This is a genomic window from Cytobacillus firmus (assembly GCF_023657595.1).
GTDB lineage: Bacteria > Bacillota > Bacilli > Bacillales > Cytobacillaceae > Cytobacillus > Cytobacillus firmus_B.
In genome coordinates, this window is record NZ_CP098323.1 from 197,599 (window position 1) to 217,893 (window position 20,295).

Genomic DNA, 20,295 nt, shown 5'->3' on the forward strand with positions numbered 1-20,295 from the left:
GTATAACTTTGAAAATCAGGAGGAAAAAGATGAAAAATATGGAATTTATGAAAGGTGAATAGGAAGTAAGACGCGGTTACTTAAAAGTGCCTGCTTAACAAACCATAAGCAGGGATACTATACTAATTACTATTCTTTATAAGGAGATGAAAAAATGAAGAATCCATATCCTCGTTCGTTTTCGCATATAGGACTTTCCGTGCCGGATATCACTAAAGCTGTCCAATTTTATCAGGAGGTGCTCGGCTGGTATGTCATCATGGAGCCTTCTGAGGTAATTGAAGATAACAGCCCAATCGGGCAGATGTGCACAGACGTGTTTGGTCCAGGCTGGGGAAGCTTTAAAATTGCCCACCTGTCTACTTCTGATAAAGTGGGAATTGAACTATTTGAATTTCCGAATAATGAGGATCCTGAAAATAACTTCGAGTTCTGGAAGACAGGCATTTTTCATTTTTGTGTGCAAGATCCGGATGTCGAAGGGCTTGTGGAGAAAATTGTGGAGCATGGCGGAAAACAGAGAATGCCAATTCGGGAATACTACCCTGGAGAAAAGCCGTATCGAATGGTGTACTGTGAAGATCCGTTTGGAAACCTGCTGGAAATCTATTCGCACAGTTATGAGCTCACCTATTCACAGGGCGCTTATTAAAGGAGGAGCAACGTGAAAGCTTTATTATTAGAAGGAAAAGGCTTATGGGAAGAGATGAAAATCGGGGAAGCAGAAAAACCAAAGCCTCAAAAAGGAGAAATTCTGGTTAGTGTACATGCGGCTGGTTTGAATCCTGTGGATTATAAAACAGCGACTGGCGGCAATCCAAATTGGCTATATCCTCATATTCTGGGGCTGGACGCGGCAGGTATTATCGAAGAAATCGGCGAAGGCGTACAAGGATGGAAGCCGGGAGACAAAGTTGTTTACCATAGCGATTTAACCAAAAAGGGAAACTTTGCAGAATATGCAGTAACGACCGCACATACCGTTTCGCGCATTCCTGACTCCATAACTTTTGAAGAGGCAGCCGCTTTGCCGTGTGCCGGATATACAGCTTATCAATCGCTTTTTCGCAAGCTCCACATTCAAAAAGGACAAACCATATTAATCCATGCCGGTGCAGGCGGTGTAGGCGGATTTGCTGTTCAGCTGGCCAAACTTGCAGGTTTAACCGTTATTACAACGGCATCATCCCAAAATCATGAATATGTGAGGAGTCTTGGTGCTGATTATCCAATAGATTATAAAAAAGATGACTTTGTTGAAAAAACCCTGGAAATCACGGGAGGAATAGGTGTTCATTCCGTCCTGGATACGGTAGGCAGAGACAATGCCACTAAGTCATTGAAAGGTTTAGCATTTAATGGCCAGCTGGCTTTTATAGCAGGACAGCCTGATTTTTCACAGGCCGTTTCCTTTGCTCATCCATTATCTTTTCATATGGTTGCTCTTGGGAGTGCTCATCAATCCAATAACCTGGCTGAACAGACAGATCTCTCGGTGACGGGGGATGAGATGCTGAAATTAATCCAAGAAAAGAAGATAAGTCCGCTACTTGAAGAAGTAATTGCTCTCGAGGAAGTTCCTTCTGCTCTGAAGCGCTTATCTGAGCGGGCTGTTAAGGGGAAAATTGTGGCCAAGTTAATTTGACTGAAAAGAGCTACTCCCACATGGGAATAGCTCTTTTTTCCATTACCCTTTATAAGGGTTATTACGGTTTTCCCTGACATTGTTAAAATCATACGCATCTCGATTGCGGGTGTCGACATCATCGTTATAGGCCGAAACCGTGCGGTCATTTGTGCTCAGATCTTCAGGGTTTCCGCTCAGCGGACGGTTTACATCCAGATTCTCATCAGTCCAAACACCGCTGCTGTTTCTGGTGTTATCCTTAAAAGCATTCGTTCCGCGATCAAGCTCGCCAGGGTTTAAAGGATCAGTGCTTGTGTACGTCGTCCGATCTCCATCTAAAACGGAACGGTCCGTATTTGTATAGTCATCAGTAAAGTCTGCAGACCTCGTATCAGGATCGACTAACACAAGGATTTTTCCTGATTTCACATCTGCTTCATAGCGATGTGCTTCTTCCTCTGGAATGCCCATGCCGATAAGTGCTCCGGCAATACCGCCCGCACCAGCACCAACAGCGGCTCCTGTTAATGTAGCAGCAATTGGTCCGGCTGCCACAATTGGCCCGATTCCAGGAATCGCCAATGCACCTACACCTGCCAGAAGACCAGTTAATCCTCCCAGAACACCGCCAGTAGCCGCTCCGGCAGCTAATCCCTCTTCTGTTTTTGTGCCTGTTTCTTCTGTAACGGCATCCACATCGTCTTTGTTTTTGCTGATTACGGAAATATCTTCAGGGCGGTATCCTTCCGCTCTTAGTTTTTCAACCGCTTGAATAGCTTCCTGCTCTGTATCGTATGCACCTACAACATGCTTGTTTGTTGCCATGTTCATCATCCTCCTTAATAATTTTTGTTTATCTATTGGTGTACATACCTTTTTCATTAAGCTCATAAACCGAGTGGATAAAATTACTAATAATTTTCCCTTGACTGATAGCTGGCTTGACCTGTAACTGCATAATCGGTAGTTTTAAAATAGAACAGGCACAAGGAAGGTTGATCTCTATGAAAAAACTTTATTATGAAAACCCATATATCAAAACATTTGAAACAGAACTTGTATATCAGGCGGCAGACGACAAGGAAAGGGTATATGCCGTCCTGAAAGAAACGGCCTTTTATCCGACTGGCGGAGGACAGCCTCATGATGAGGGGACACTCAATGGCATAAAAGTGGTGGATGTCGAAGAAGCGGAAGGTGAAATCCGTCATTATTTAGAAAGAGACTTGGAGCCTTCTAATACCGGAATATCAGGAAAAATCGATTGGAACAGACGGTTTGACCATATGCAGCAGCATGCAGGCCAGCATATATTATCGGCTGCATTTGAAGAGCTTTACGGCTATAAAACAGTCAGCTTTCATTTAGGCAAAGAAATATTAACTATTGACTTGGAAATTAGTGAACTGCCTGTCGGGCATGCAGAGGAAGCGGAGAGGCTGGCTAATGCCATCATTCTTGAAAATCGTCCGATTGAAGCCAGGTGGGTGAGTGCAGAGGAAGCTTCCCAATTCCCGCTCCGTAAGCCGCTGTCTGTCAGCGAAGATATCCGGCTTGTGATCATTCCGAAGTTTGATTATAACGGATGCGGCGGAACACACCCAACATCAACCGGCCAGGTTGCCGGTGTAAAAATATTGGACTGGGAGCGCCAAAAAAAGAAAATCCGCGTACAATTTATCTGTGGCAGCCGGATTCTCACGCAGCTTCAGACGAAACATGAAATTACCGGGAATCTGAGTCAGCTTCTAAATGCACCAGAGCAGGACCTCCCTTCAGCGGCCAGCCGCCTGATTGAAAATGGAAAGGACCTGGAGAAGCAGCTGGAAGCAGCAAAGGAAGCCCTGTTAGCTTATGAAGCTAAAGAAATGTTCACAGCCGGAAAGGAGAAGTGCATCAGCAAGGTCTTTGAGGGTCGATCCATCCAGGAGCTGCAGAAACTGGCACGCTTAATCGCCTCCCAAACTGGAAATGCCGATGTTATCCTAATCAATGAAACAGCCGATAAACTTCAATTTGTCTGTGCCAGGGGAACAGATTCTGAATCTGATATGAAGAGCCTTTCAGCAGAACTTCTGCAGAAGATTAACGGCAAAGGCGGCGGGAATCCTCAATTTGCACAGGGTGGGGGAGACAAGCTCATGAGCGGGGAGGACCTGCTGGAATATGCAATGAGACTTGCAGGCCACAAGTAATTGAATCCGTATGTAATGGACAGATTCAATTGATAAAATATTTAGAAAAGTATTGAAAAATGATTGTAATACAGCTTCTGTTGTATTACAATTTTGGTACGGGCCATGCATTATAATGAATGTTTATGATAACCTCATAAACGCCTCATATAATATCCGGTCTGCAGGAGGCAAGTTCATGTACAGACAAAATACCGTCTATATCATCGGAGACAGCAAAACATCACTGAACAATCCGATTATGCAAAAATATAATGGCTTCTTCATCGGTCTTGTGATCGACAGGGAAACAGATGAAATTGTAGATGCCGAATGTTCATCTACCATTAATTTAACCTCATTATTTATTAAATCGATATTTGTCGGCAAATCCATACTGGAAGCAGACAAGGTAATGGAAGAAATCGAAAGCCGCTATTTCGGCTCCTCGCAAAAGGCCCTGATCGTTGCCTTTAAAAACGCCCATATAAAATATACACAAATTATGAATAAATAAAGCTGCTTTTTCTGTTTTCCGCAGATGAAATCCAGCTATCAGAGAACATCTCCGATAGCTGGATTTTTTGCATTTAGCATTTAAATACTGAGTTGATTGCAACGGAAGGTGCGAGTTCCTCGAAAATGCATTCGCATTGTCTTCGTGCGGTGTTTACTCAAGGAAGCTTATTCAAAGTCCCGCGGTTCGCTGAGCATCCTGGAGCGGAAATCAACGGGCAACATTGAAAGGCTAATAACAATTTTAAAGGAAAATAAATTGCTGATTGAATTTACAGAAAATATCAAAATAATATACAATATAGAAAACTATAATAATATAATATTTTGGGGGATTTTAAATGAAGCTTTATTTATCAGTTGATATGGAGGGAATTACGGGTCTGGCTGATCATACTCATGTTGGATCATCTAAGCACAATTATGAACGAAGCAGGGTGATTATGACTGATGAGGCAAACCATGTGGTGACAGCTGCCTTTGAAGAAGGATGCAGTGAGGTGATTGTCAATGATAGCCACTCCAAAATGAACAACCTGCTTATTGAAAGAATGCACCCTGAGACACAGCTGATTACGGGGGATGTTAAGCCATATTCAATGGTTCAGGGCCTGGATTCAAGCTTTAGCGGTGCCATTTTTGTTGGATATCATGCACGTGCTTCCATGAAAGGTGTTATGTCCCACTCTATGATTTTCGGTGTAAGACATATGTACATCAATGATCATGCCATTGGAGAAATGGGATTCAATGCTTATGTGGCTGGCTATCATGGCGTGCCGATTCTAATGGTGGCCGGAGATGACCAGGCTGCATTGGAAGCAGAGAAATTAATCCCGAATGTGACAACAGCTGTTGTAAAAGAGACGATATCACGATCTGCTGTGAAATCGCTTACTCCCGCGAAAGCCGGCCAGCTTTTAAGAGAAAAAGCGGCAGAGGCGCTTAGCAAAAAGGAGCTTGTCAAGCCGCTTGTGCCGCCGGAAAATCCTGTATTGAAAATTGAATTTGCCAACTATGGCCAGGCTGAGTGGGCTGCTTTGATGCCTGGTGCAGAGATAGAAGAAAATACAACCATTGTCCGCTATCAGGCTAAGGATATTCTTGAAGCATACCAGGCTATGCTCGTGATGACTGAGCTGGCCATGAGAACTACATTCTGTTAGGAAGTGTTAATGAATGACTGGATACATAATAAAACGCCTCATCGCAATGGTCGTCACACTTTGGTTCATTATCACTCTGACGTTTTTCTTAATGCACTCCATACCCGGGTCGCCTTTTAATGAAGAAAGAAACACCAGCGAAGCGGTCCAGCGGAATATGGAGAAATTCTATCATTTGGACGAACCGCTGTATGTCCAATATGGGATGTACTTGAAATCAGTTGCAACATTTGACTTTGGACCGTCTATTAAAAAGTCCTCCCAGACGGTTAATGAAATGCTGGGACGGGGGTTCCCGGTGTCGTTTGAACTGGGAATCGTCACTTTGATTGTGGCTGTTTTCTCAGGGATTGCCCTCGGAATCATAGCAGCTCTCCGGCACAATGGCTTTATTGATTATTTAGCGATGACCATTGCAGTTCTGGGAATATCAGTGCCGAACTTTGTGCTTGCCACACTATTAATTCAGCAGCTTGCTGTCAATCTGGCAATCCTCCCGGTGGCTACCTGGTCAAGCCCAAAGCATATGATTCTGCCGACTCTGGCGCTTGCGACAGGACCCATGGCGATCATCGCCCGTCTGACACGTTCAAGCATGCTGGAAGTTCTGACACAGGATTACATCAAGACGGCCAAGGCTAAAGGCCTGTCACCGGTGAAAATTGTTTTTAAACATGCATTGAGAAATGCCCTTCTGCCTGTTGTAACCGTATTGGGGTCGCTTGCTGCAAGCATTTTGACAGGAACCTTTGTAATTGAAAAAATATTTGCCATTCCCGGAATGGGAAAGTATTTCGTAGAAAGCATCAATACACGTGATTATCCCGTCATAATGGGAACCACCGTTTTTTACAGCTCCATTTTGATTATGATGCTGTTCCTGGTGGACATTGCATACGGAGTTCTTGACCCGAGAATTAAGCTTCACAAAAAGGAGGCGAGCTAATGGAACTGCGCAAACAGCATGATAACCGCAACCTGGCACCTGATATTCCGGATGATTGGTTTGTCCCAAAGGCCAAAGACGAGGATGCAGCGGAAGCAGTTGTAAGGCCAAGCCTTTCTTATTGGCAGGATGCATGGCGCCGGCTTTTGAAAAACAAATTGGCAATGGCAGGGCTATTCTTTCTTATTGCTTTAGCCTTTATGGCCATATTCGGCCCGATGATTTCCCCGCATGATGTATCCCAGCAGTCATTGGCTAATCAGAACCTTCCGCCGTCTTCAAAATATTGGTTCGGAACAGATGAATTAGGCCGGGATGTTTTCGCAAGAACATGGTACGGAGCAAGGATCTCCTTATTCGTTGGAATCGTGGCAGCCATGATTGATTTTGCAATCGGAGTCATTTACGGCGGTATTGCCGGCTATAAAGGCGGCAGAACAGATAATGCCATGATGAGGGTAGTGGAAATTCTGTATGGACTCCCATATTTGCTCGTTGTTATTTTAATCAGTGTTGTAATGGGACCTGGTTTGTTCACCATTATATTCGCCCTTTCCGTAACGGGGTGGGTCGGGATGGCCCGGATTGTCCGCGGACAGGTTCTGCAGATCAAGAACTATGAATTTGTACTGGCATCAAAGACTTTCGGAACAAAAACATCGAGGATTATAAAGAAGAACCTGCTGCCGAACACGATGGGCCCTATCATTGTACAGATGACATTAACAGTGCCATCGGCCATCTTTGCAGAGGCGTTCCTGAGCTTTCTGGGATTAGGCATTCAGCCGCCTTTTGCCAGCTGGGGCTCCATGGCTAATGATGGGCTGTCTACGATTCTATCAGGTCACTGGTGGCGCCTGTTCTTCCCTGCTTTTTTCATCTCCCTGACCATGTTTTCATTTAATGTGCTTGGAGACGGATTGCAGGATGCCCTCGATCCGAAGTTAAGGAGGTAGCAGCATGGAGAAAGTACTGGAAGTAAAAGACCTGCATGTCACATTTACCACTTATGGCGGGGAAGTCCAGGCTGTAAGGGGTGTATCATTTGATCTCTTCAAGGGGGAAACCCTGGCGATTGTCGGTGAATCCGGCTGCGGAAAGAGTGTAACGTCCCAGAGCATCATGCGGCTGATTCCATCCCCTCCAGGGAGAATAGCAGATGGCACTGTCCTCTTTAAAGGGAAGGACCTGACAAAGCTAAAGGAATCCGAAATGCGGGATATCCGCGGCGCAGACATTTCGATGATCTTTCAGGATCCTATGACGGCTTTAAACCCTACGATTACCATTGGAGAGCAAATTATAGAAGGAATTATGCAGCATGAAACCATTTCACGGCCGGATGCCCGTAAAAAGGCGCTGGAAATGCTGAATTTAGTTGGAATACCAAATCCATCCGAAAGATTAAAGCATTATCCGCACCAATTCAGCGGCGGGATGAGGCAGCGGATTGTGATTGCCATGGCCCTTGTCTGTGAGCCGGAAGTGCTGATTGCCGATGAACCCACTACAGCACTGGATGTAACGATCCAAGCGCAAATATTGGATTTATTTAAAGATATCCAGAAGAAAACTGGAGTATCCATCATAATCATTACCCATGACCTGGGGGTTGTCGCTCAAGTAGCAGACCGCATCGCTGTCATGTATGCAGGAAAAATAGTGGAGGCCGGAGAACGAAGGGAAATCTTCTATAATCCCCAGCATCCCTATACAAAGGGCCTGCTGAATTCTGTTCCGCGCCTTGACCTGGATGGAGCTGATCTTATTCCTATAGGCGGATCCCCGCCGGATTTATTTGCTCCGCCGGCTGGCTGCCCATTTGCTGCCCGCTGCGAATACGCAATGGAGGTATGTGACCGGGTCTATCCTTATAAAACGCATTTAAGCCGGGATCATCATGTGGACTGCTGGCTCCAGGATGAGCGGGCACAGAAAATGCTTGCAGGGGTAAAGTAGGTACTTCCTTTCGCAGTGCCGGCCCGGTACGGCGAAAGTTATGATTCTATCAGCTGTCAGACAGGCATCTGGTAGATAAAGAAATATATTTTAAGAGGGGGAAAAGGAATGAAAAAGTTTTTATCGCTGCTGCTTGCAGGTGTGTTGCTATTTGTTATGGCAGCCTGTACGGCAAATGAAGATGCAGGCAAAGAAACAGACAGCAAGGATGATGGCAAGAAAGAAGAAGAAAGTGCTGAAAAAGTGCTTTATTTGAACAATGGCCAGGAGCCGACTTCGTTTGACCCTCCAATCGGCTTTGACTCTGTTTCCTGGAGTGCGCTGAACAACTTAATGGAAGGTTTGACACGTCTGGGACAAAATCATGAGCCAGAAGCAGCCATTGCCGAAAAGTGGGATGTATCTGAAGATGGAAAGACTTATACATTCCATATCCGCGAAGGTGCAAAATGGTCAAATGGCGATCCTGTAACAGCCGGTGATTTTGAATTTGCCTGGAAGCGTCTATTAAATCCTGATACAGGTTCTTCAGCCGCTTTCCTCGGCTACTTCATTGAAGGCGGAGAGGCTTATAACAACGGTGAAGGATCAGCTGATGATGTAAAAGTAAAAGCAGTTGATGACAAAACATTTGAAGTGACTTTAGTCAGTCCGCAGGCTTATTTCTTAAGTGTAATCACCAACCCTGCATTTTTCCCGATCAATGAAAAAGTGGCAACAGAGAATCCTCAGTGGTTTGCTGAAGCAGAATCTTTTGTGGGCAATGGTCCTTTCAACCTGACAGAGTGGGAGCATGACAGCCACTTTGTAATGGAGAAAAACGATCAATACTGGGATGCTGATAATGTAAAACTGGAAAAAATTAATTGGGCGATCATTGATGATACCAATACTGAATACCAAATGTACCAAACCGGAGAGCTTGATGTATCGGCTGTTCCATCTGAGCTGAGTGAAAAGCTATTAGGTGAAGCAAAGGTTGAAGACCAGGCTGGTGATTATTTCTACCGTTTTAACGTAAATATGGAGCCATTCCAGAATGAAAATATCCGTAAAGCTTTCGCAATGGCAGTGGACCAGAAGCAAATCGTTGACTTTGTAACAAAGAATGGAGAAAAGCCTGCATACGGATTTGTATCCTATGGGTTTAAGGATGCTGATGGAAAGGACTTCCGTGAAACAGCAGGAGATCTTATTCAAACGAATCTGGAAGAAGCGAAATCCCTTCTTAAAAAAGGAATGGAAGAGGAAGGCTATGAGACACTTCCTGAAGTTACATTAACGTACAGCACAAGTGATTCTCACAAAAAGATCGCAGAAGCTCTTCAGCAAATGTTCAAGGAAAACCTGGGCGTTGAAGTGAAGCTTGCCAACATGGAATGGAATGTATTCGCTGAAGAACAAAAAGCGCTTAAATTCCAATTATCCCGAAGCTCATTCCTTGCTGACTATGCTGACCCAATTAACTTCCTTGAAAACTTCCAGACAGGACATTCCATGAACCGCACTGGCTGGAGCAATGAGAAGTACGATCAGCTGATCAAGGATGCGAAGAATGAAGCAGACGAAGCAAAGCGCTTTGAGCTGATGTATGAAGCGGAAAAAATCTTATTCGAAGAAATGCCGATTATCCCTATCCATTTCTACAACCAGGTATATCTCTATAATGATGCTGTTTCAGGAATTGTCCGCCATCCGGTTGGATACCTGGAGCTTAAATGGGCAGATAAGAAGTAATACTTCTTCGGCTTAATGTGAAAGTGACAGGAAAAGGGGTGTTCGTGTGAACATCCCTTTTTTTCAGAAGTATATTTTTTTTGAAGAATTAGGATCTTTGAACTTTGATAACTGTCTAGCTCCGAGCGCCATCGGCTCGAGGTCTTAAGCCAATCACTTCTGAAGGCAAAAAACGCCTTCTGCCAGCGCTTGTCTTAAGCTTGTCGCCGATAAGCGGGCGCTCTGCGCTTTTCTAGTTTATTTCCCGAAAAATAATACATTTTCCCGAAATTTAGCTTATATCCTCGACAATTATTTCATTTCCCAAATAATGCTTTTGCTGCAGGAGCATATAATGCTATAAAACGAAAAGGATGTGACAGCATGGCAATCAAACCTCAGCGCCTGAAAAAAGGTGATGCGATTGGAATTATAGCACCGGCAAGCCCGCCCAATCAGGAGAACCTGAAACGATCCCTGTCTTTTTTGGAAGAGCTTGGTGTAAAGGTAAAGATGGGCGAACATGTGACAGATCAATATGGTTACCTGGCCGGGAAGGATGAAGACCGTCTGGCTGATTTACATAACATGTTTGCGGATAAGGAAGTCAAAGCCATCATTTGTGCAGGCGGGGGATATGGAACCGGGAGAATTGCGTCCCAAATCGACTACAGTCTGATAAAAGAAAACCCAAAAATTTTCTGGGGATACAGTGATATAACATTCCTGCACACAGCCATCCGCCAGGAGACAGGAATGGTCACCTTCCATGGGCCGATGCTCGCCTCTGATATTGGCAAAGAGGATGCGGATCCGCTATCCAAGCAATATTTTAACCAGTTATTTGAACCGGTCACGCTTGACTATCCAGAAGGAATTTCAGAATTGGAGACGATGGTGAACGGAAGTGCCGCGGGTGTCTTAACGGGGGGGAATCTGTCTCTTATGGCCAGTACAGTCGGAACACCATTTGAAATTGATACAAAAGATAAACTTGTGCTTATTGAAGACATTAACGAAGAGCCTCGTGCGGTCGACCGCATGCTAAACCAGCTGCATATGGCAGGGAAGCTTTCGGATGCGGCCGGCTTTATCATTGGGGACTTTAATAATTGTGTTCCGGAAAGAGAACTTTCCCTGGAACTGGATGAAGTTCTGGATACGTATATCAAAAGGGTGAATAAGCCTGCAGTTAAAGGCTTTCATATCGGCCATTGCTCTCCGCATATTTCTGTGCCATTAGGTGTAAGGGCAGAATTGGATGCAGCCGGTAAAAAGCTGACAATCGAAAGCGGAGTTAAGTAAAAGGGTGGTATAGATGAAAATAAACACGATCGAAACATTTAGAGCTGCGGTACCACTGAAAAAACCATTTAAAACAGCTTTGAGAACAGTTGAGACAGCTGAAACGCTTGTTGTAAAAGTAACTTGCGATAACGGGATAGCCGGGTGGGGAGAAGCACCTCCCACTGTGGTGATTACTGGAGACAGTCTTTCAAGCATAGAGTCAGCCATTCATCATGTATTGAAGCCAATGCTGATCAATAAGAGTCTTCTAAACTATGAGGAGATATTCCAGGGGATTCAGTCCGCTTTAATAGGAAATTCGAGTGCAAAGGCAGCGGTGGATATGGCCTTATACGATTGTCTTGCACAGCAATGCAAACTGCCTCTTTACCAATTTTTAGGAGGACATAAAAATGAAGTGGAAACGGATTATACAGTAAGCGTCAATGGTCCGGAAGAAATGGGAGAAGATGCGGTTTCCTATGTTCAGCAAGGCTTCGATGTCCTTAAGGTAAAGGTCGGCAAGGATGATATTTTAACAGATATAGAGAGAATACGGGAAATCCGCACCCGGGTAGGATCGAAAATTAAAATCCGCCTGGATGCCAATCAGGGCTGGAAACCAAAGGATGCTATTTATGCCATCCGGAAAATGGAAGCACTGGACTTGAACATTGAGCTTGTCGAACAGCCGGTAAAGGCTTGGGATATAGAGGGGCTTAAGCAGGTTACAGATGCGGTTGATACACCGATTATGGCAGATGAGAGTGTCTTTACCCCGAAGCAGGCATTTGAAGTCATTAAAACGCGAAGTGCTGACTTGATTAATATCAAGCTGATGAAGTCAGGCGGCATTTATCAGGCGCAGATCATTAATCAGCTCGCTGAAGTATGCGGGATGGAATGCATGGTAGGCAGCATGATTGAAACCAAGATTGGCATTACGGCCGCAGCCCATTTTGCAGCCAGCAAAAAGAATATAACCCGCTTTGATTTTGATGCCCCATTGATGATGGCAAAAGAAATTGTGGAAGGCGGAATCCGCTATTCCGGCCGCAAAATTACCCTGCCATCTGAACCTGGCCTGGGCATCAGGAATGTATCATTGGCAGTGAACAAGCAGGAATTGACATCCTGACAATTTTAAAAAGGAGGAATTCGGTTTGACAATTAAGCAGAAATGGCTGGTTTCGGTTCCTGCTGCTACCTTGTGGACAGCGAGCGATTCATCAAGAGAAATTGACTTTGAAGCCATCACTAACCCAGTTAATTTGGATGCCTGGCTTGAAAAGCTCACCTATGAGCCCCGGCTGGAGCTTTGCGACGGGAATCTTGTGCAATCACAAGTTCTGTACGGAGAAGAAGTGATTGTATTGGAGGAGAGAGATGGATGGGTACATGTTGTTGTCCCGAGCCAGCCTTCTTCAAAGGACGGGAAAGGGTATCCCGGCTGGTTGCCGAAGGCCCAGCTGACTCAGAATGAAGATTGGAAGCTTGATAGTGAAAAGGCCGCTGTCATCCAGAACAAAAAAGCAACTCTCTATTCGACTGACAGAGAGCCGGAATTAATTCTAAGTTATCAAACTGTACTTCCGGTCTTAACAGAAGGAGCCGAGTGGATCCAGGTTCAGACACCTGGAGGAGAAGGATTCTTAAAATCTGCTGACGTAAAGGTCTTTGAATCAATTGAGGCTATACGGAAAGGCAGCGGCAGAGACATCATTGCTGCGGGAGAACAATTTATAGGCCTTCCCTATCTATGGGGCGGCATGAGCAGCTATGGATATGACTGTTCAGGGTTCAGCTATTCCATGTGCAAAGCAAATGGAGTGATCATTCCCCGTGATGCCCATGATCAGGCGGAAGCAGGGAAGCCGGTCGAACTGGATTCCATTGAACCAGGGGACCTATTATTCTTTGCTTATGAAGAAGGGAAAGGCAAACTCCATCATGTAGGTATTTATTATGGTGATGGAAAGCTGCTTCATTCTCCAAATACCGGTAAAAGCATCGAAGTTATCGACTTGAAAGATACCATCTATGAAAAGGAACTATGTGCAGCTAGACGTTACTGGCAAGAGACGGGGGAATAAACATGGCAAAAGAAGCACTTTTACAGGTCAACAATCTCAAAAAGCATTTTTCAATGGGAAAAGGACAAACCCTGAAGGCTGTTGATGATGTCTCCTTCCATATCAAACAGGGAGAAACATTCGGGATTGTCGGTGAATCCGGATGCGGGAAATCAACTGCAGGGCGTACCATCATTGGTTTATATAACCGTACAGAAGGTGAAGTCCTTTATGACGGGAAAAATGTCCATAATATGACTGAAAAAGAGAGGTTTGCTTTTCACAGGAAGATGCAGATGATTTTTCAGGATCCGTATGCTTCCTTGAATCCGCGTTCTACCGTACAGGAGATTATTTCCGAGCCCATGGAGGTTCATGGGTTATATCCGAATAAGAGGGAGCGCCTCGAGCGGGTCTATCAGCTCCTGGAAGATGTAGGTCTTAACCGCGATCATGCCAACCGTTATCCGCATGAATTCAGCGGCGGACAGAGGCAAAGAATTGGAATTGCCCGTGCTTTGGCTCTGGATCCGGAATTCATTATTGCTGACGAGCCAATCTCAGCACTCGATGTATCGGTACAAGCCCAGGTGGTGAACCTGCTTAAGGGGCTCCAGAAGAAAAAAGGGCTGACCTACTTATTTATCGCCCATGATCTCTCAATGGTTAAGCATATCAGCGACAGAATCGGCGTTATGTACTTAGGGCATCTAGTGGAATTGACCACAAGCGAAAACTTATATAAAAATCCGCTTCACCCTTATACACAGGCCCTGCTGTCGGCGATTCCCATCCCTGACCCTGATGTCGAGGATAACCGGGAAAGAATCATTTTGGAAGGGGAGCTTCCAAGTCCAATGAATCCGCCAAGCGGCTGTGTATTCCGCACGCGCTGCCCTTATGCGATGGAGGCTTGTGCTTCCATTAAGCCTGAGTGGCAGGAGATTGAGAAGGATCACTTTGTGGCCTGCCATTTATATAATGAAAAAGTAACGGGCGACCATAACCGGCCTCAAGTAGCGGCTGCGAAATAAAATGGACTTTCATACTCTTAAAGCGGAAATTCTTACATTGGCCAGCTGCTGCGAAGGCCGCGTTGCTGTATATATCCATACCGAGGATGGTTTCATCGAAAAAGATGCCGATGCCATTTTCTCTTCAGCCAGCTTAATAAAGGTGCCGATTTTACTTGCGGGACTTTTACAGGCGGAGAAAGGGCTGCTTCAGCTTGAGGAGGAAGTGGAAGTTGCTGCTTCAGCCCGGGTTGGCGGATCGGGTGTATTGCAAGCTATGGCCAGAGATTTGAAGATCAAGGTGACAGACATAATGACACTAATGATCATTGTGTCTGATAATACAGCGACTAATCTTATCATTGAGCTGCTTGGTATAGAGAAAATCAATCAGCTTTTCAAAGATTTGGGGTTTAATAATACATCATTGAACAGAAAGATGATGGATTTTGAAGCACTGAAAAACGGCATTGACAACACCACGACTGCCCGGGATATGGTGTATGGCATAAAGGCATTGGCAGAGCAAAAGCTTTTATCAGGGAAGTATACTGAAAAAGCACTGTATATATTGGAAAACCAGCAGTTTAAAAATAAACTTGCCAACACGATAGACGAGGAAAAAGTCATGGTTGCCAATAAAACAGGCGAACTTCCCGGCATAGAGCATGATTGCGCCATATTTACCCATAAAGGAAAAACAGTCTGCGCTGCAGTACTAGTGGATGGGCTCCAACTTCAGGCAGCCGGCAAAGAAGTACTGTCCGCAATCGGCAGCCGTATTAATCAATATATTACACACAAGTAAGGAACCGCTCACTTAGAACGGTTCCTTGTTTATTTGTGCAGTTTTTGCACCGAGACTGCCAGATTATTTATGATGAAAAGGGCATTTCCCTTCAATTGGCTTAACGTCATCACCGATAAAGTATTGTTTCCACTCACGGTGTTCGGGATCGCCATAGTGGCTGATGTTTGGATGGGTAGGGAGGCCATCCCATTTCTCAACACGTTCTCTTACTTTTTCCCTGGACATAACGCCGCCTTTCGTGGTGCCTTCGAGACCTTCAAAAATGCGGCGCGGCTGGAATCCAAGCACAAGACTATTACCTAGATCCCTCGTCTTTCTCTGCTTGTATGCAGGCGCATTGCCAAACACAAAGAATGGCTCCTCAGCAAAAGAAAACGCCCATAAATGATGGTCCGGATCTGTCGGATAGTCCTTCGGCCAAGGCTTTGTATCAACCTTATGCAAATACTGAAGGATATTCCAGAAATTTTCTCTGTAATGTTCAAGCGGCTTTTCATCTTTTTCCGGCTCCACAAATACAAACAGGCCATGGCGAATAAGTTTTGGTGCGTCAAAGAGCTCTATGAAAGATTCAAGAGCTTCCGGAAGATTAGACCAGTCTTCCTTTGTAATATAGGCATATCTCAATTCACCGCGCATTTCGGCAGTCATTCCAAAATAGCACGGGAAGGTTTTATCTGTAACTGTATCATGAAATGTTTTATATTCTTGAATAACCCACTCAGGCACAATATCGGGGTTAGTCATATCTTCTTTTGTTAAAAGAAACTTACTGGCAGTTTTCATTTTTTCACCTCAGAATGATTTACTTATGAAATATGTACCCCTTAAAAAGTCCTTTGAAACTAGCTGGGTGAAAAAGGAAACGAAAAAGACAGCCGAGATGGCTGCCTTACGATTTTCGGTATTTATACTGGTTAAGCTGAAAGCGGATAAAACAGCCGATGCAAAATCCCAAAATGGCAATAAATGCTGAAAGAGCGACCATAGCTGTAAAAACATATCCTGCAGCTGTCCAGCCCAGCAGAAAGCTGAGCAGCCCAAGCGCCAGGCAGGCAACGGCAATCACCTGATTAAATTGCTGCTGCTCCCAGTCTTCGGGAATATACTCAGAAGGACTCTTTTTTAGAAAATGCCTTGCTGTACGCATAATCGGATTGTAGCCGAATAATAGGCCCATTGCACCTGCGAGCAGGGGAATGGCGAGAATCCAGGCTTCTCCGGTAAACCACGAAGCTAAAACACTTAATACGATTGACCATTGATTGGTTCTTACGAGCGGACGGGGAATCGAAACTGGTGTATTTGCCATTTATTTTCCGACCTTTCTCATTGGTTTTATTGGTATTAATAGTTTACTGAAGTTGTTTGATTTTGTGAAGAGAAAAAGCCTGGAAAATAAGAAGTACGATTCAACTTCGGACACAGAAAGGAGAAAGAGGAGCATCAGAGTCAGAACCCTGGCCAACTTCGGACACAGAAAGGAGAAGAGAGCCAGTTAGAGTCGGAACCCTGGCCAACTTCGGACACAGAAAGGAGAAAAGAGCAGGACAGAGTCGGAACTCGGGTTAACTTCGGACACAGAAAGGAGAAAAGAGCCAGTTAGAGTCGGAACCCTGGCCAACTTCGGACACAGAAAGGAGAAAAGAGCAGGACAGAGTCGGAACTCGGGTTAACTTCGGACACAGAAAGGAGAAAAGAGCCAGTTAGAGTCGGAACCTGGTCCAACTTCAGACACAGAAAGCAGAAAGAGGAGCATCAGAGTCAGAACCCTGGCCAACTTCGGACACAGAAAGGAGAAGAGAGCCAGTTAGAGTCGGAACCCTGGCCAACTTCGGACACAGAAAGGAGAAAAGAGCAGGACAGAGTCGGAACTCGGGTTAACTTCGGACACAGAAAGGAGAAAAGAGCCAGTTAGAGTCGGAACCTGGTCCAACTTCGGACACAGAAAGCAGAAAGAGGAGCATCAGAGTCAGAACCCGCGCCAACTTCGGACACAGAAAGGAGAAAAGAACAGGCCAGAGTCAGAACTAGGGTCAACTTCGGACACAGAAAGGAGAAAAGAGCCAGTTAGAGTCGGAACTAGGGTCAACTTCGGACACAGAAAGGAGAAGAGAGCCAGTTAGAGTCGGAACCCTGGCCAACTTCGGACACAGAAAGGAGAAAAAGGGGCGACAGAGTCGGAACCTGGTCCAACTTCGGACACAGAGTGGAGAAAAGAGCCAGTTAGAGTCAGACCCCGGGCCAACTTCAGACACAGAAAGGAGAAAAGAGCAGGCCAGAGTCAGAACCCGCGCCAACTTCAGACACAGAAAGCCGAAAAGACCGATCCAAAGTCCGAACCCAGCTGCACTTGCAATAAACGCCACGCAAAACACCAGCAGACAAAGAAAAAAGGCCCTGGAATGACATCCAAAGCCTCCTTTCGTCAAGCGGATCGCCGGCCCAGGCGGTACCCAGCGAATCCCGCCATAAAAAATCCTATGTGCTTAATCGCTTTTTTGCCGCTTTTTTAAATGAAAACTGCGGTATGCTGATACCAATCAGGATCAGCACAATCCCGAAAGTCTGTGCTTCTGTTATCCTTTCCCCAAGGATCAGCATAGCGGCAGCAACAGCTGCCGGAAGTTCGGCAGAGCCTACAATCGTGGCAAGCCCTGAATCTAAGTGGGGTGATCCGATTGCAAAGAAGACAATAGGGAAAATTGCGCCGAACAATGCCATCAGCAGTCCGAATTTCCATAGGCCACCAAGCTGAATGCCGCCGCTTATTAAGACGGGACCTGAAACAGCTGCAACCAGAAGAAGTCCGCCAAATGTGATGAAGATGCTCCTCTGGATGGTTGGAATTCCTTTGCCTGCCTTGCCGCTTGCAAAAATGAACACGGCAAATGTAACCGCAGATAATAAGCCATAAATCAGGCCATCCGCTTGAATAGCATGTGACCCGGAATTAATCAGGTTGCTAGCAAATACTGTTCCTATAATAAGCAGGATCGAAGAAATGATTTTTGCTTTGCTGGGCATCTTTCTTTCATATAATGCTTCAAAAAGAATTCCAATCCAGGTGAACTGAAATAAAAGAACAACAGCAATGGAGGCAGGGTTCCGATCAAGGCTCATTCCATACAGAATGCCCGTTAAGCTTAAGGAGGCACCGGTCAATAACAAAGCTGCCGCTTGTTTAAGGGTGATTTTCGTTCTTTTGATAAATGGGAAAGAAAGCAATAACAAAAGGAGCCCAATTAAATATTGGCTTCCGGTCAGTTCGGGAACATTGTGGCCGGCATGAAGTCCCAGTTTAACAATGGATGCCAGAATGCCGTAACTGCATGCGCCCAGAAAAATAAAGAATGAATATTTTAAGTTTGCCATTATGGAGACTCCTTTCCGAAAATAGAAATGAAGCAATCAGGTCAATCATAACACCTTAGAGTGTCCAAAGGGCAAAAATTTTTTCGGCACAAAAATAAGAGCCAGTGATCATTCTCACTGACTCTCTTGCCAAAATCGATTATTCTCCTAAGTAGGCTTGCAGCATCCAAATATGCGTATCCAATTTTTCCATTAACCCGATGGCGAAGTCGGCTGTCACTTGATCTTCCTGTTCCTCGGCAAGCTGGGCTAAAGAGATTAATTGTTCCTTAATATGTTTATAATCCGAAGCAAGAGCAGCAACCATGTCTTCTGCTTTCTTTTCCCCATTAGATTCTTCAAGAGTCGTAATGCTTAGGAATTCCTTTAAGCTTGCTCCAGGTGAACCGCCGATTGCAAGCAGGCGTTCCGCTGCCTCATCGACAACTTCTGCTGCTTCGTTATATAATTCTTCGAACTTTTCATGAAGGGTAAAGAAAAGAGGGCCTTTTACAAACCAGTGGTAGCGGTGCAATTTCGTATATAGGACACTCCAGTTAGCAATTTGTACGTTTAATGCCTCATGTAATTTTTCCATCATAATTCCTCCTAAGTGATTTATATACTCATTATAACAAATATTAAATTATAATCAATACTTATTTATAATTATTATAAATAATAAACGTCAGTATAACCGTTGCCAATTATGGTAAAGTGATATAGTACGGATTAATAGCAGAGACAGTTAGTGAGGAATATAAATGGAATATGTTTTTTTTATTATTCTCGGAGCGCTTATCAGTGTGCTCTCGGGTTTTTTTGGGGTAGGCGGAGGATTCATTCTTACTCCAACGCTTATGCTTTTTGGTTTTTCTCCAGTAGAAGCGATCACCACGAGTTTGCTGTTTTCGATTGGAACGGCTCTTTCAGGCATCTTCGCTCATATCAGGCTGAAGAATATAAAGCTTAAGCAGGGGCTGATACTCGGATTAAGCGGAATGGCAGCTACTCAGGCCGCCCACCCATTTGTTCTGTTTCTTGAGAATAAAGGCTGGGACACATGGGCCGTGCCTGTTTTTTATATCATATTGCTGTCATATTTTGCTTTGAGCATGCTGAAAAGAAGGGAAAAGTCAGCCAATGCTGTTCACTCTTCTGAACATTCGCCTTCCATTTTAAAGATGGTGCTGATTGGTTTTTTTGCAGGATTTGTTTCTACGACATTAGGGGTGGGCGGCGGTTTTATTATGGTGCCTTTATCGGTCGCCTATTTAGGATTGATGCCGAAAAATGCGGTAGGAACCAGCTTGTTTGCTGTCATGTTAATCGTATCCGCAGGTTTCCTGTCCTACGTTTCCACTGTCAGCATTGATTATTGGATTGGCCTTTCACTCGTAGGAGGAGGGCTCATTGGCTCACAGTTTGGTGCAAAACTTACCTCCTATTTTGAGAACGAAGAGATCACCTATATGCTCGGAGCCTTATATATGGCGACAGTCGCTAGTGTGATTCTGAAATTAATACATTTGAATTATGCCGGTTTAGTGCTGATGGCCATTTTTGTAGGCGGATTTCTAGTAAGAAGTCTTGTGAAAATGCAGAAAGCAAAAGCCCGAATAAAGGCAAAAAGGGAGAGGCCATAATGGCTTCT

The 20,295-nt window shown here is 44.8% G+C and carries 20 protein-coding genes; 15 read left to right on the forward strand and 5 right to left on the reverse strand.

What is annotated here, in order from left to right; translation table 11 throughout:
• Positions 1 to 154: 154 nt before the first annotated feature.
• Together NAF01_RS01095 and NAF01_RS01100 are read left to right on the forward strand one after the other, a co-directional pair.
• Complete coding sequence (locus tag NAF01_RS01095; RefSeq protein ID WP_197249080.1) at positions 155 to 652, forward strand: lactoylglutathione lyase family protein; 498 nt, start codon at positions 155 to 157, stop codon at positions 650 to 652.
• 12 nt (positions 653 to 664) lie between these two features.
• Positions 665 to 1,645, forward strand: a complete 981-nt coding sequence (locus tag NAF01_RS01100; RefSeq protein ID WP_250801555.1) for a zinc-binding dehydrogenase — start codon at positions 665 to 667, stop codon at positions 1,643 to 1,645.
• Between the two features lie 42 nt (positions 1,646 to 1,687).
• Here NAF01_RS01100 and NAF01_RS25100 read toward each other — a convergent pair whose 3' ends face one another.
• Entirely contained in the window at positions 1,688 to 2,452 is a 765-nt protein-coding gene (locus NAF01_RS25100; protein ID WP_163144686.1) for a general stress protein, read from the reverse strand.
• 179 nt (positions 2,453 to 2,631) lie between these two features.
• On the opposite strand from NAF01_RS25100, the gene NAF01_RS01110 reads away from it, so the two are divergent.
• The 12 genes from NAF01_RS01110 to NAF01_RS01165 all read left to right on the forward strand — a co-directional run bounded on the left by NAF01_RS01110 (position 2,632) and on the right by NAF01_RS01165 (position 15,284).
• Entirely contained in the window at positions 2,632 to 3,822 is a 1,191-nt protein-coding gene (locus tag NAF01_RS01110; protein WP_250801556.1) for an alanyl-tRNA editing protein, read from the forward strand.
• Positions 3,823 to 4,000: 178 nt separating this feature from the next.
• Positions 4,001 to 4,318 carry a DUF3870 domain-containing protein gene (locus NAF01_RS01115; RefSeq protein ID WP_048008723.1) on the forward strand — a complete coding sequence of 106 codons (318 nt, stop codon included), beginning with the start codon at positions 4,001 to 4,003 and terminating at the stop codon, positions 4,316 to 4,318.
• Between the two features lie 340 nt (positions 4,319 to 4,658).
• Entirely contained in the window at positions 4,659 to 5,483 is an 825-nt protein-coding gene (locus NAF01_RS01120; RefSeq protein WP_048008725.1) for a M55 family metallopeptidase, read from the forward strand.
• A 13-nt stretch (positions 5,484 to 5,496) separates the two neighbouring features.
• Positions 5,497 to 6,429, forward strand: a complete 933-nt coding sequence (locus NAF01_RS01125) for an ABC transporter permease (RefSeq protein WP_197249077.1) — start codon at positions 5,497 to 5,499, stop codon at positions 6,427 to 6,429.
• The gene (locus NAF01_RS01130) at positions 6,429 to 7,385 is read left to right on the forward strand and encodes an ABC transporter permease (protein ID WP_048008727.1); all 957 of its coding nucleotides are present in this window, start codon (positions 6,429 to 6,431) and stop codon (positions 7,383 to 7,385) included. The genes NAF01_RS01125 and NAF01_RS01130 overlap by 1 nt, the downstream gene beginning before the upstream one ends.
• A 4-nt stretch (positions 7,386 to 7,389) precedes the next feature.
• On the forward strand, positions 7,390 to 8,388 hold the full coding sequence (locus NAF01_RS01135; protein WP_250801557.1) for an ABC transporter ATP-binding protein: 999 nt from the start codon (positions 7,390 to 7,392) through the stop codon (positions 8,386 to 8,388).
• A 108-nt stretch (positions 8,389 to 8,496) separates the two neighbouring features.
• On the forward strand, positions 8,497 to 10,125 hold the full coding sequence (locus tag NAF01_RS01140) for a peptide ABC transporter substrate-binding protein (RefSeq protein WP_048008729.1): 1,629 nt from the start codon (positions 8,497 to 8,499) through the stop codon (positions 10,123 to 10,125).
• A 363-nt stretch (positions 10,126 to 10,488) separates the two neighbouring features.
• Positions 10,489 to 11,409 (forward strand): S66 peptidase family protein, encoded by a 921-nt coding sequence (locus NAF01_RS01145; protein ID WP_250801558.1) that lies wholly within the window; start codon positions 10,489 to 10,491, stop codon positions 11,407 to 11,409.
• A 13-nt stretch (positions 11,410 to 11,422) separates the two neighbouring features.
• The gene (locus tag NAF01_RS01150; RefSeq protein WP_035331882.1) at positions 11,423 to 12,529 is read left to right on the forward strand and encodes a dipeptide epimerase; all 1,107 of its coding nucleotides are present in this window, start codon (positions 11,423 to 11,425) and stop codon (positions 12,527 to 12,529) included.
• Positions 12,530 to 12,554: 25 nt separating this feature from the next.
• A complete protein-coding gene (locus NAF01_RS01155; protein WP_250801559.1) occupies positions 12,555 to 13,484 on the forward strand; it encodes a C40 family peptidase in 930 nt (309 codons plus the stop codon).
• Between the two features lie 2 nt (positions 13,485 to 13,486).
• Positions 13,487 to 14,497 carry an ABC transporter ATP-binding protein gene (locus NAF01_RS01160; RefSeq protein ID WP_061793568.1) on the forward strand — a complete coding sequence of 337 codons (1,011 nt, stop codon included), beginning with the start codon at positions 13,487 to 13,489 and terminating at the stop codon, positions 14,495 to 14,497.
• 1 nt (position 14,498) lies between these two features.
• Positions 14,499 to 15,284 (forward strand): serine hydrolase, encoded by a 786-nt coding sequence (locus tag NAF01_RS01165; protein ID WP_250801560.1) that lies wholly within the window; start codon positions 14,499 to 14,501, stop codon positions 15,282 to 15,284.
• A gap of 63 nt (positions 15,285 to 15,347) precedes the next feature.
• Here the strand turns inward: NAF01_RS01165 and NAF01_RS01170 are convergent, their stop codons facing one another.
• The 4 genes from NAF01_RS01170 to NAF01_RS01185 all read right to left on the reverse strand — a co-directional run bounded on the left by NAF01_RS01170 (position 15,348) and on the right by NAF01_RS01185 (position 19,239).
• On the reverse strand, positions 15,348 to 16,073 hold the full coding sequence (locus NAF01_RS01170; RefSeq protein ID WP_048008734.1) for a YqcI/YcgG family protein: 726 nt from the start codon (positions 16,071 to 16,073) through the stop codon (positions 15,348 to 15,350).
• A gap of 106 nt (positions 16,074 to 16,179) precedes the next feature.
• Positions 16,180 to 16,599: a DUF4395 domain-containing protein gene (locus NAF01_RS01175; protein ID WP_250801561.1), complete on the reverse strand. Its 420-nt coding sequence runs from the start codon at positions 16,597 to 16,599 to the stop codon at positions 16,180 to 16,182.
• A gap of 1,169 nt (positions 16,600 to 17,768) precedes the next feature.
• Positions 17,769 to 18,662 carry an EamA family transporter gene (locus NAF01_RS01180; RefSeq protein ID WP_250801562.1) on the reverse strand — a complete coding sequence of 298 codons (894 nt, stop codon included), beginning with the start codon at positions 18,660 to 18,662 and terminating at the stop codon, positions 17,769 to 17,771.
• Positions 18,663 to 18,801: 139 nt separating this feature from the next.
• Complete coding sequence (locus tag NAF01_RS01185; protein WP_250802406.1) at positions 18,802 to 19,239, reverse strand: Dps family protein; 438 nt, start codon at positions 19,237 to 19,239, stop codon at positions 18,802 to 18,804.
• Positions 19,240 to 19,405: 166 nt separating this feature from the next.
• On the opposite strand from NAF01_RS01185, the gene NAF01_RS01190 reads away from it, so the two are divergent.
• Complete coding sequence (locus tag NAF01_RS01190; RefSeq protein ID WP_250801563.1) at positions 19,406 to 20,287, forward strand: sulfite exporter TauE/SafE family protein; 882 nt, start codon at positions 19,406 to 19,408, stop codon at positions 20,285 to 20,287.
• The last annotated feature ends 8 nt before the right edge of the window (positions 20,288 to 20,295 follow it).

What these genes read in the sequence shown, in the direction of transcription:
- NAF01_RS01160 (WP_061793568.1), top strand. Translation starts at nt 13,487, where the DNA reads ATGGCAAAAGAAGCACTTTTACAGGTCAACAATCTCAAAAAGCATTTT.
- NAF01_RS01180 (WP_250801562.1), bottom strand. Translation starts at nt 18,662, where the DNA reads ATGGCAAACTTAAAATATTCATTCTTTATTTTTCTGGGCGCATGCAGT.
- NAF01_RS01110 (WP_250801556.1), top strand. Translation starts at nt 2,632, where the DNA reads ATGAAAAAACTTTATTATGAAAACCCATATATCAAAACATTTGAAACA.
- NAF01_RS01135 (WP_250801557.1), top strand. Translation starts at nt 7,390, where the DNA reads ATGGAGAAAGTACTGGAAGTAAAAGACCTGCATGTCACATTTACCACT.
- NAF01_RS01145 (WP_250801558.1), top strand. Translation starts at nt 10,489, where the DNA reads ATGGCAATCAAACCTCAGCGCCTGAAAAAAGGTGATGCGATTGGAATT.
- NAF01_RS01185 (WP_250802406.1), bottom strand. Translation starts at nt 19,239, where the DNA reads ATGGAAAAATTACATGAGGCATTAAACGTACAAATTGCTAACTGGAGT.
- NAF01_RS01190 (WP_250801563.1), top strand. Translation starts at nt 19,406, where the DNA reads ATGGAATATGTTTTTTTTATTATTCTCGGAGCGCTTATCAGTGTGCTC.
- NAF01_RS01150 (WP_035331882.1), top strand. Translation starts at nt 11,423, where the DNA reads ATGAAAATAAACACGATCGAAACATTTAGAGCTGCGGTACCACTGAAA.
- NAF01_RS01130 (WP_048008727.1), top strand. Translation starts at nt 6,429, where the DNA reads ATGGAACTGCGCAAACAGCATGATAACCGCAACCTGGCACCTGATATT.
- NAF01_RS01175 (WP_250801561.1), bottom strand. Translation starts at nt 16,599, where the DNA reads ATGGCAAATACACCAGTTTCGATTCCCCGTCCGCTCGTAAGAACCAAT.
- NAF01_RS01170 (WP_048008734.1), bottom strand. Translation starts at nt 16,073, where the DNA reads ATGAAAACTGCCAGTAAGTTTCTTTTAACAAAAGAAGATATGACTAAC.
- NAF01_RS01120 (WP_048008725.1), top strand. Translation starts at nt 4,659, where the DNA reads ATGAAGCTTTATTTATCAGTTGATATGGAGGGAATTACGGGTCTGGCT.
- NAF01_RS01095 (WP_197249080.1), top strand. Translation starts at nt 155, where the DNA reads ATGAAGAATCCATATCCTCGTTCGTTTTCGCATATAGGACTTTCCGTG.
- NAF01_RS01125 (WP_197249077.1), top strand. Translation starts at nt 5,497, where the DNA reads ATGACTGGATACATAATAAAACGCCTCATCGCAATGGTCGTCACACTT.
- NAF01_RS01165 (WP_250801560.1), top strand. Translation starts at nt 14,499, where the DNA reads ATGGACTTTCATACTCTTAAAGCGGAAATTCTTACATTGGCCAGCTGC.
- NAF01_RS01140 (WP_048008729.1), top strand. Translation starts at nt 8,497, where the DNA reads ATGAAAAAGTTTTTATCGCTGCTGCTTGCAGGTGTGTTGCTATTTGTT.
- NAF01_RS01115 (WP_048008723.1), top strand. Translation starts at nt 4,001, where the DNA reads ATGTACAGACAAAATACCGTCTATATCATCGGAGACAGCAAAACATCA.
- NAF01_RS25100 (WP_163144686.1), bottom strand. Translation starts at nt 2,452, where the DNA reads ATGGCAACAAACAAGCATGTTGTAGGTGCATACGATACAGAGCAGGAA.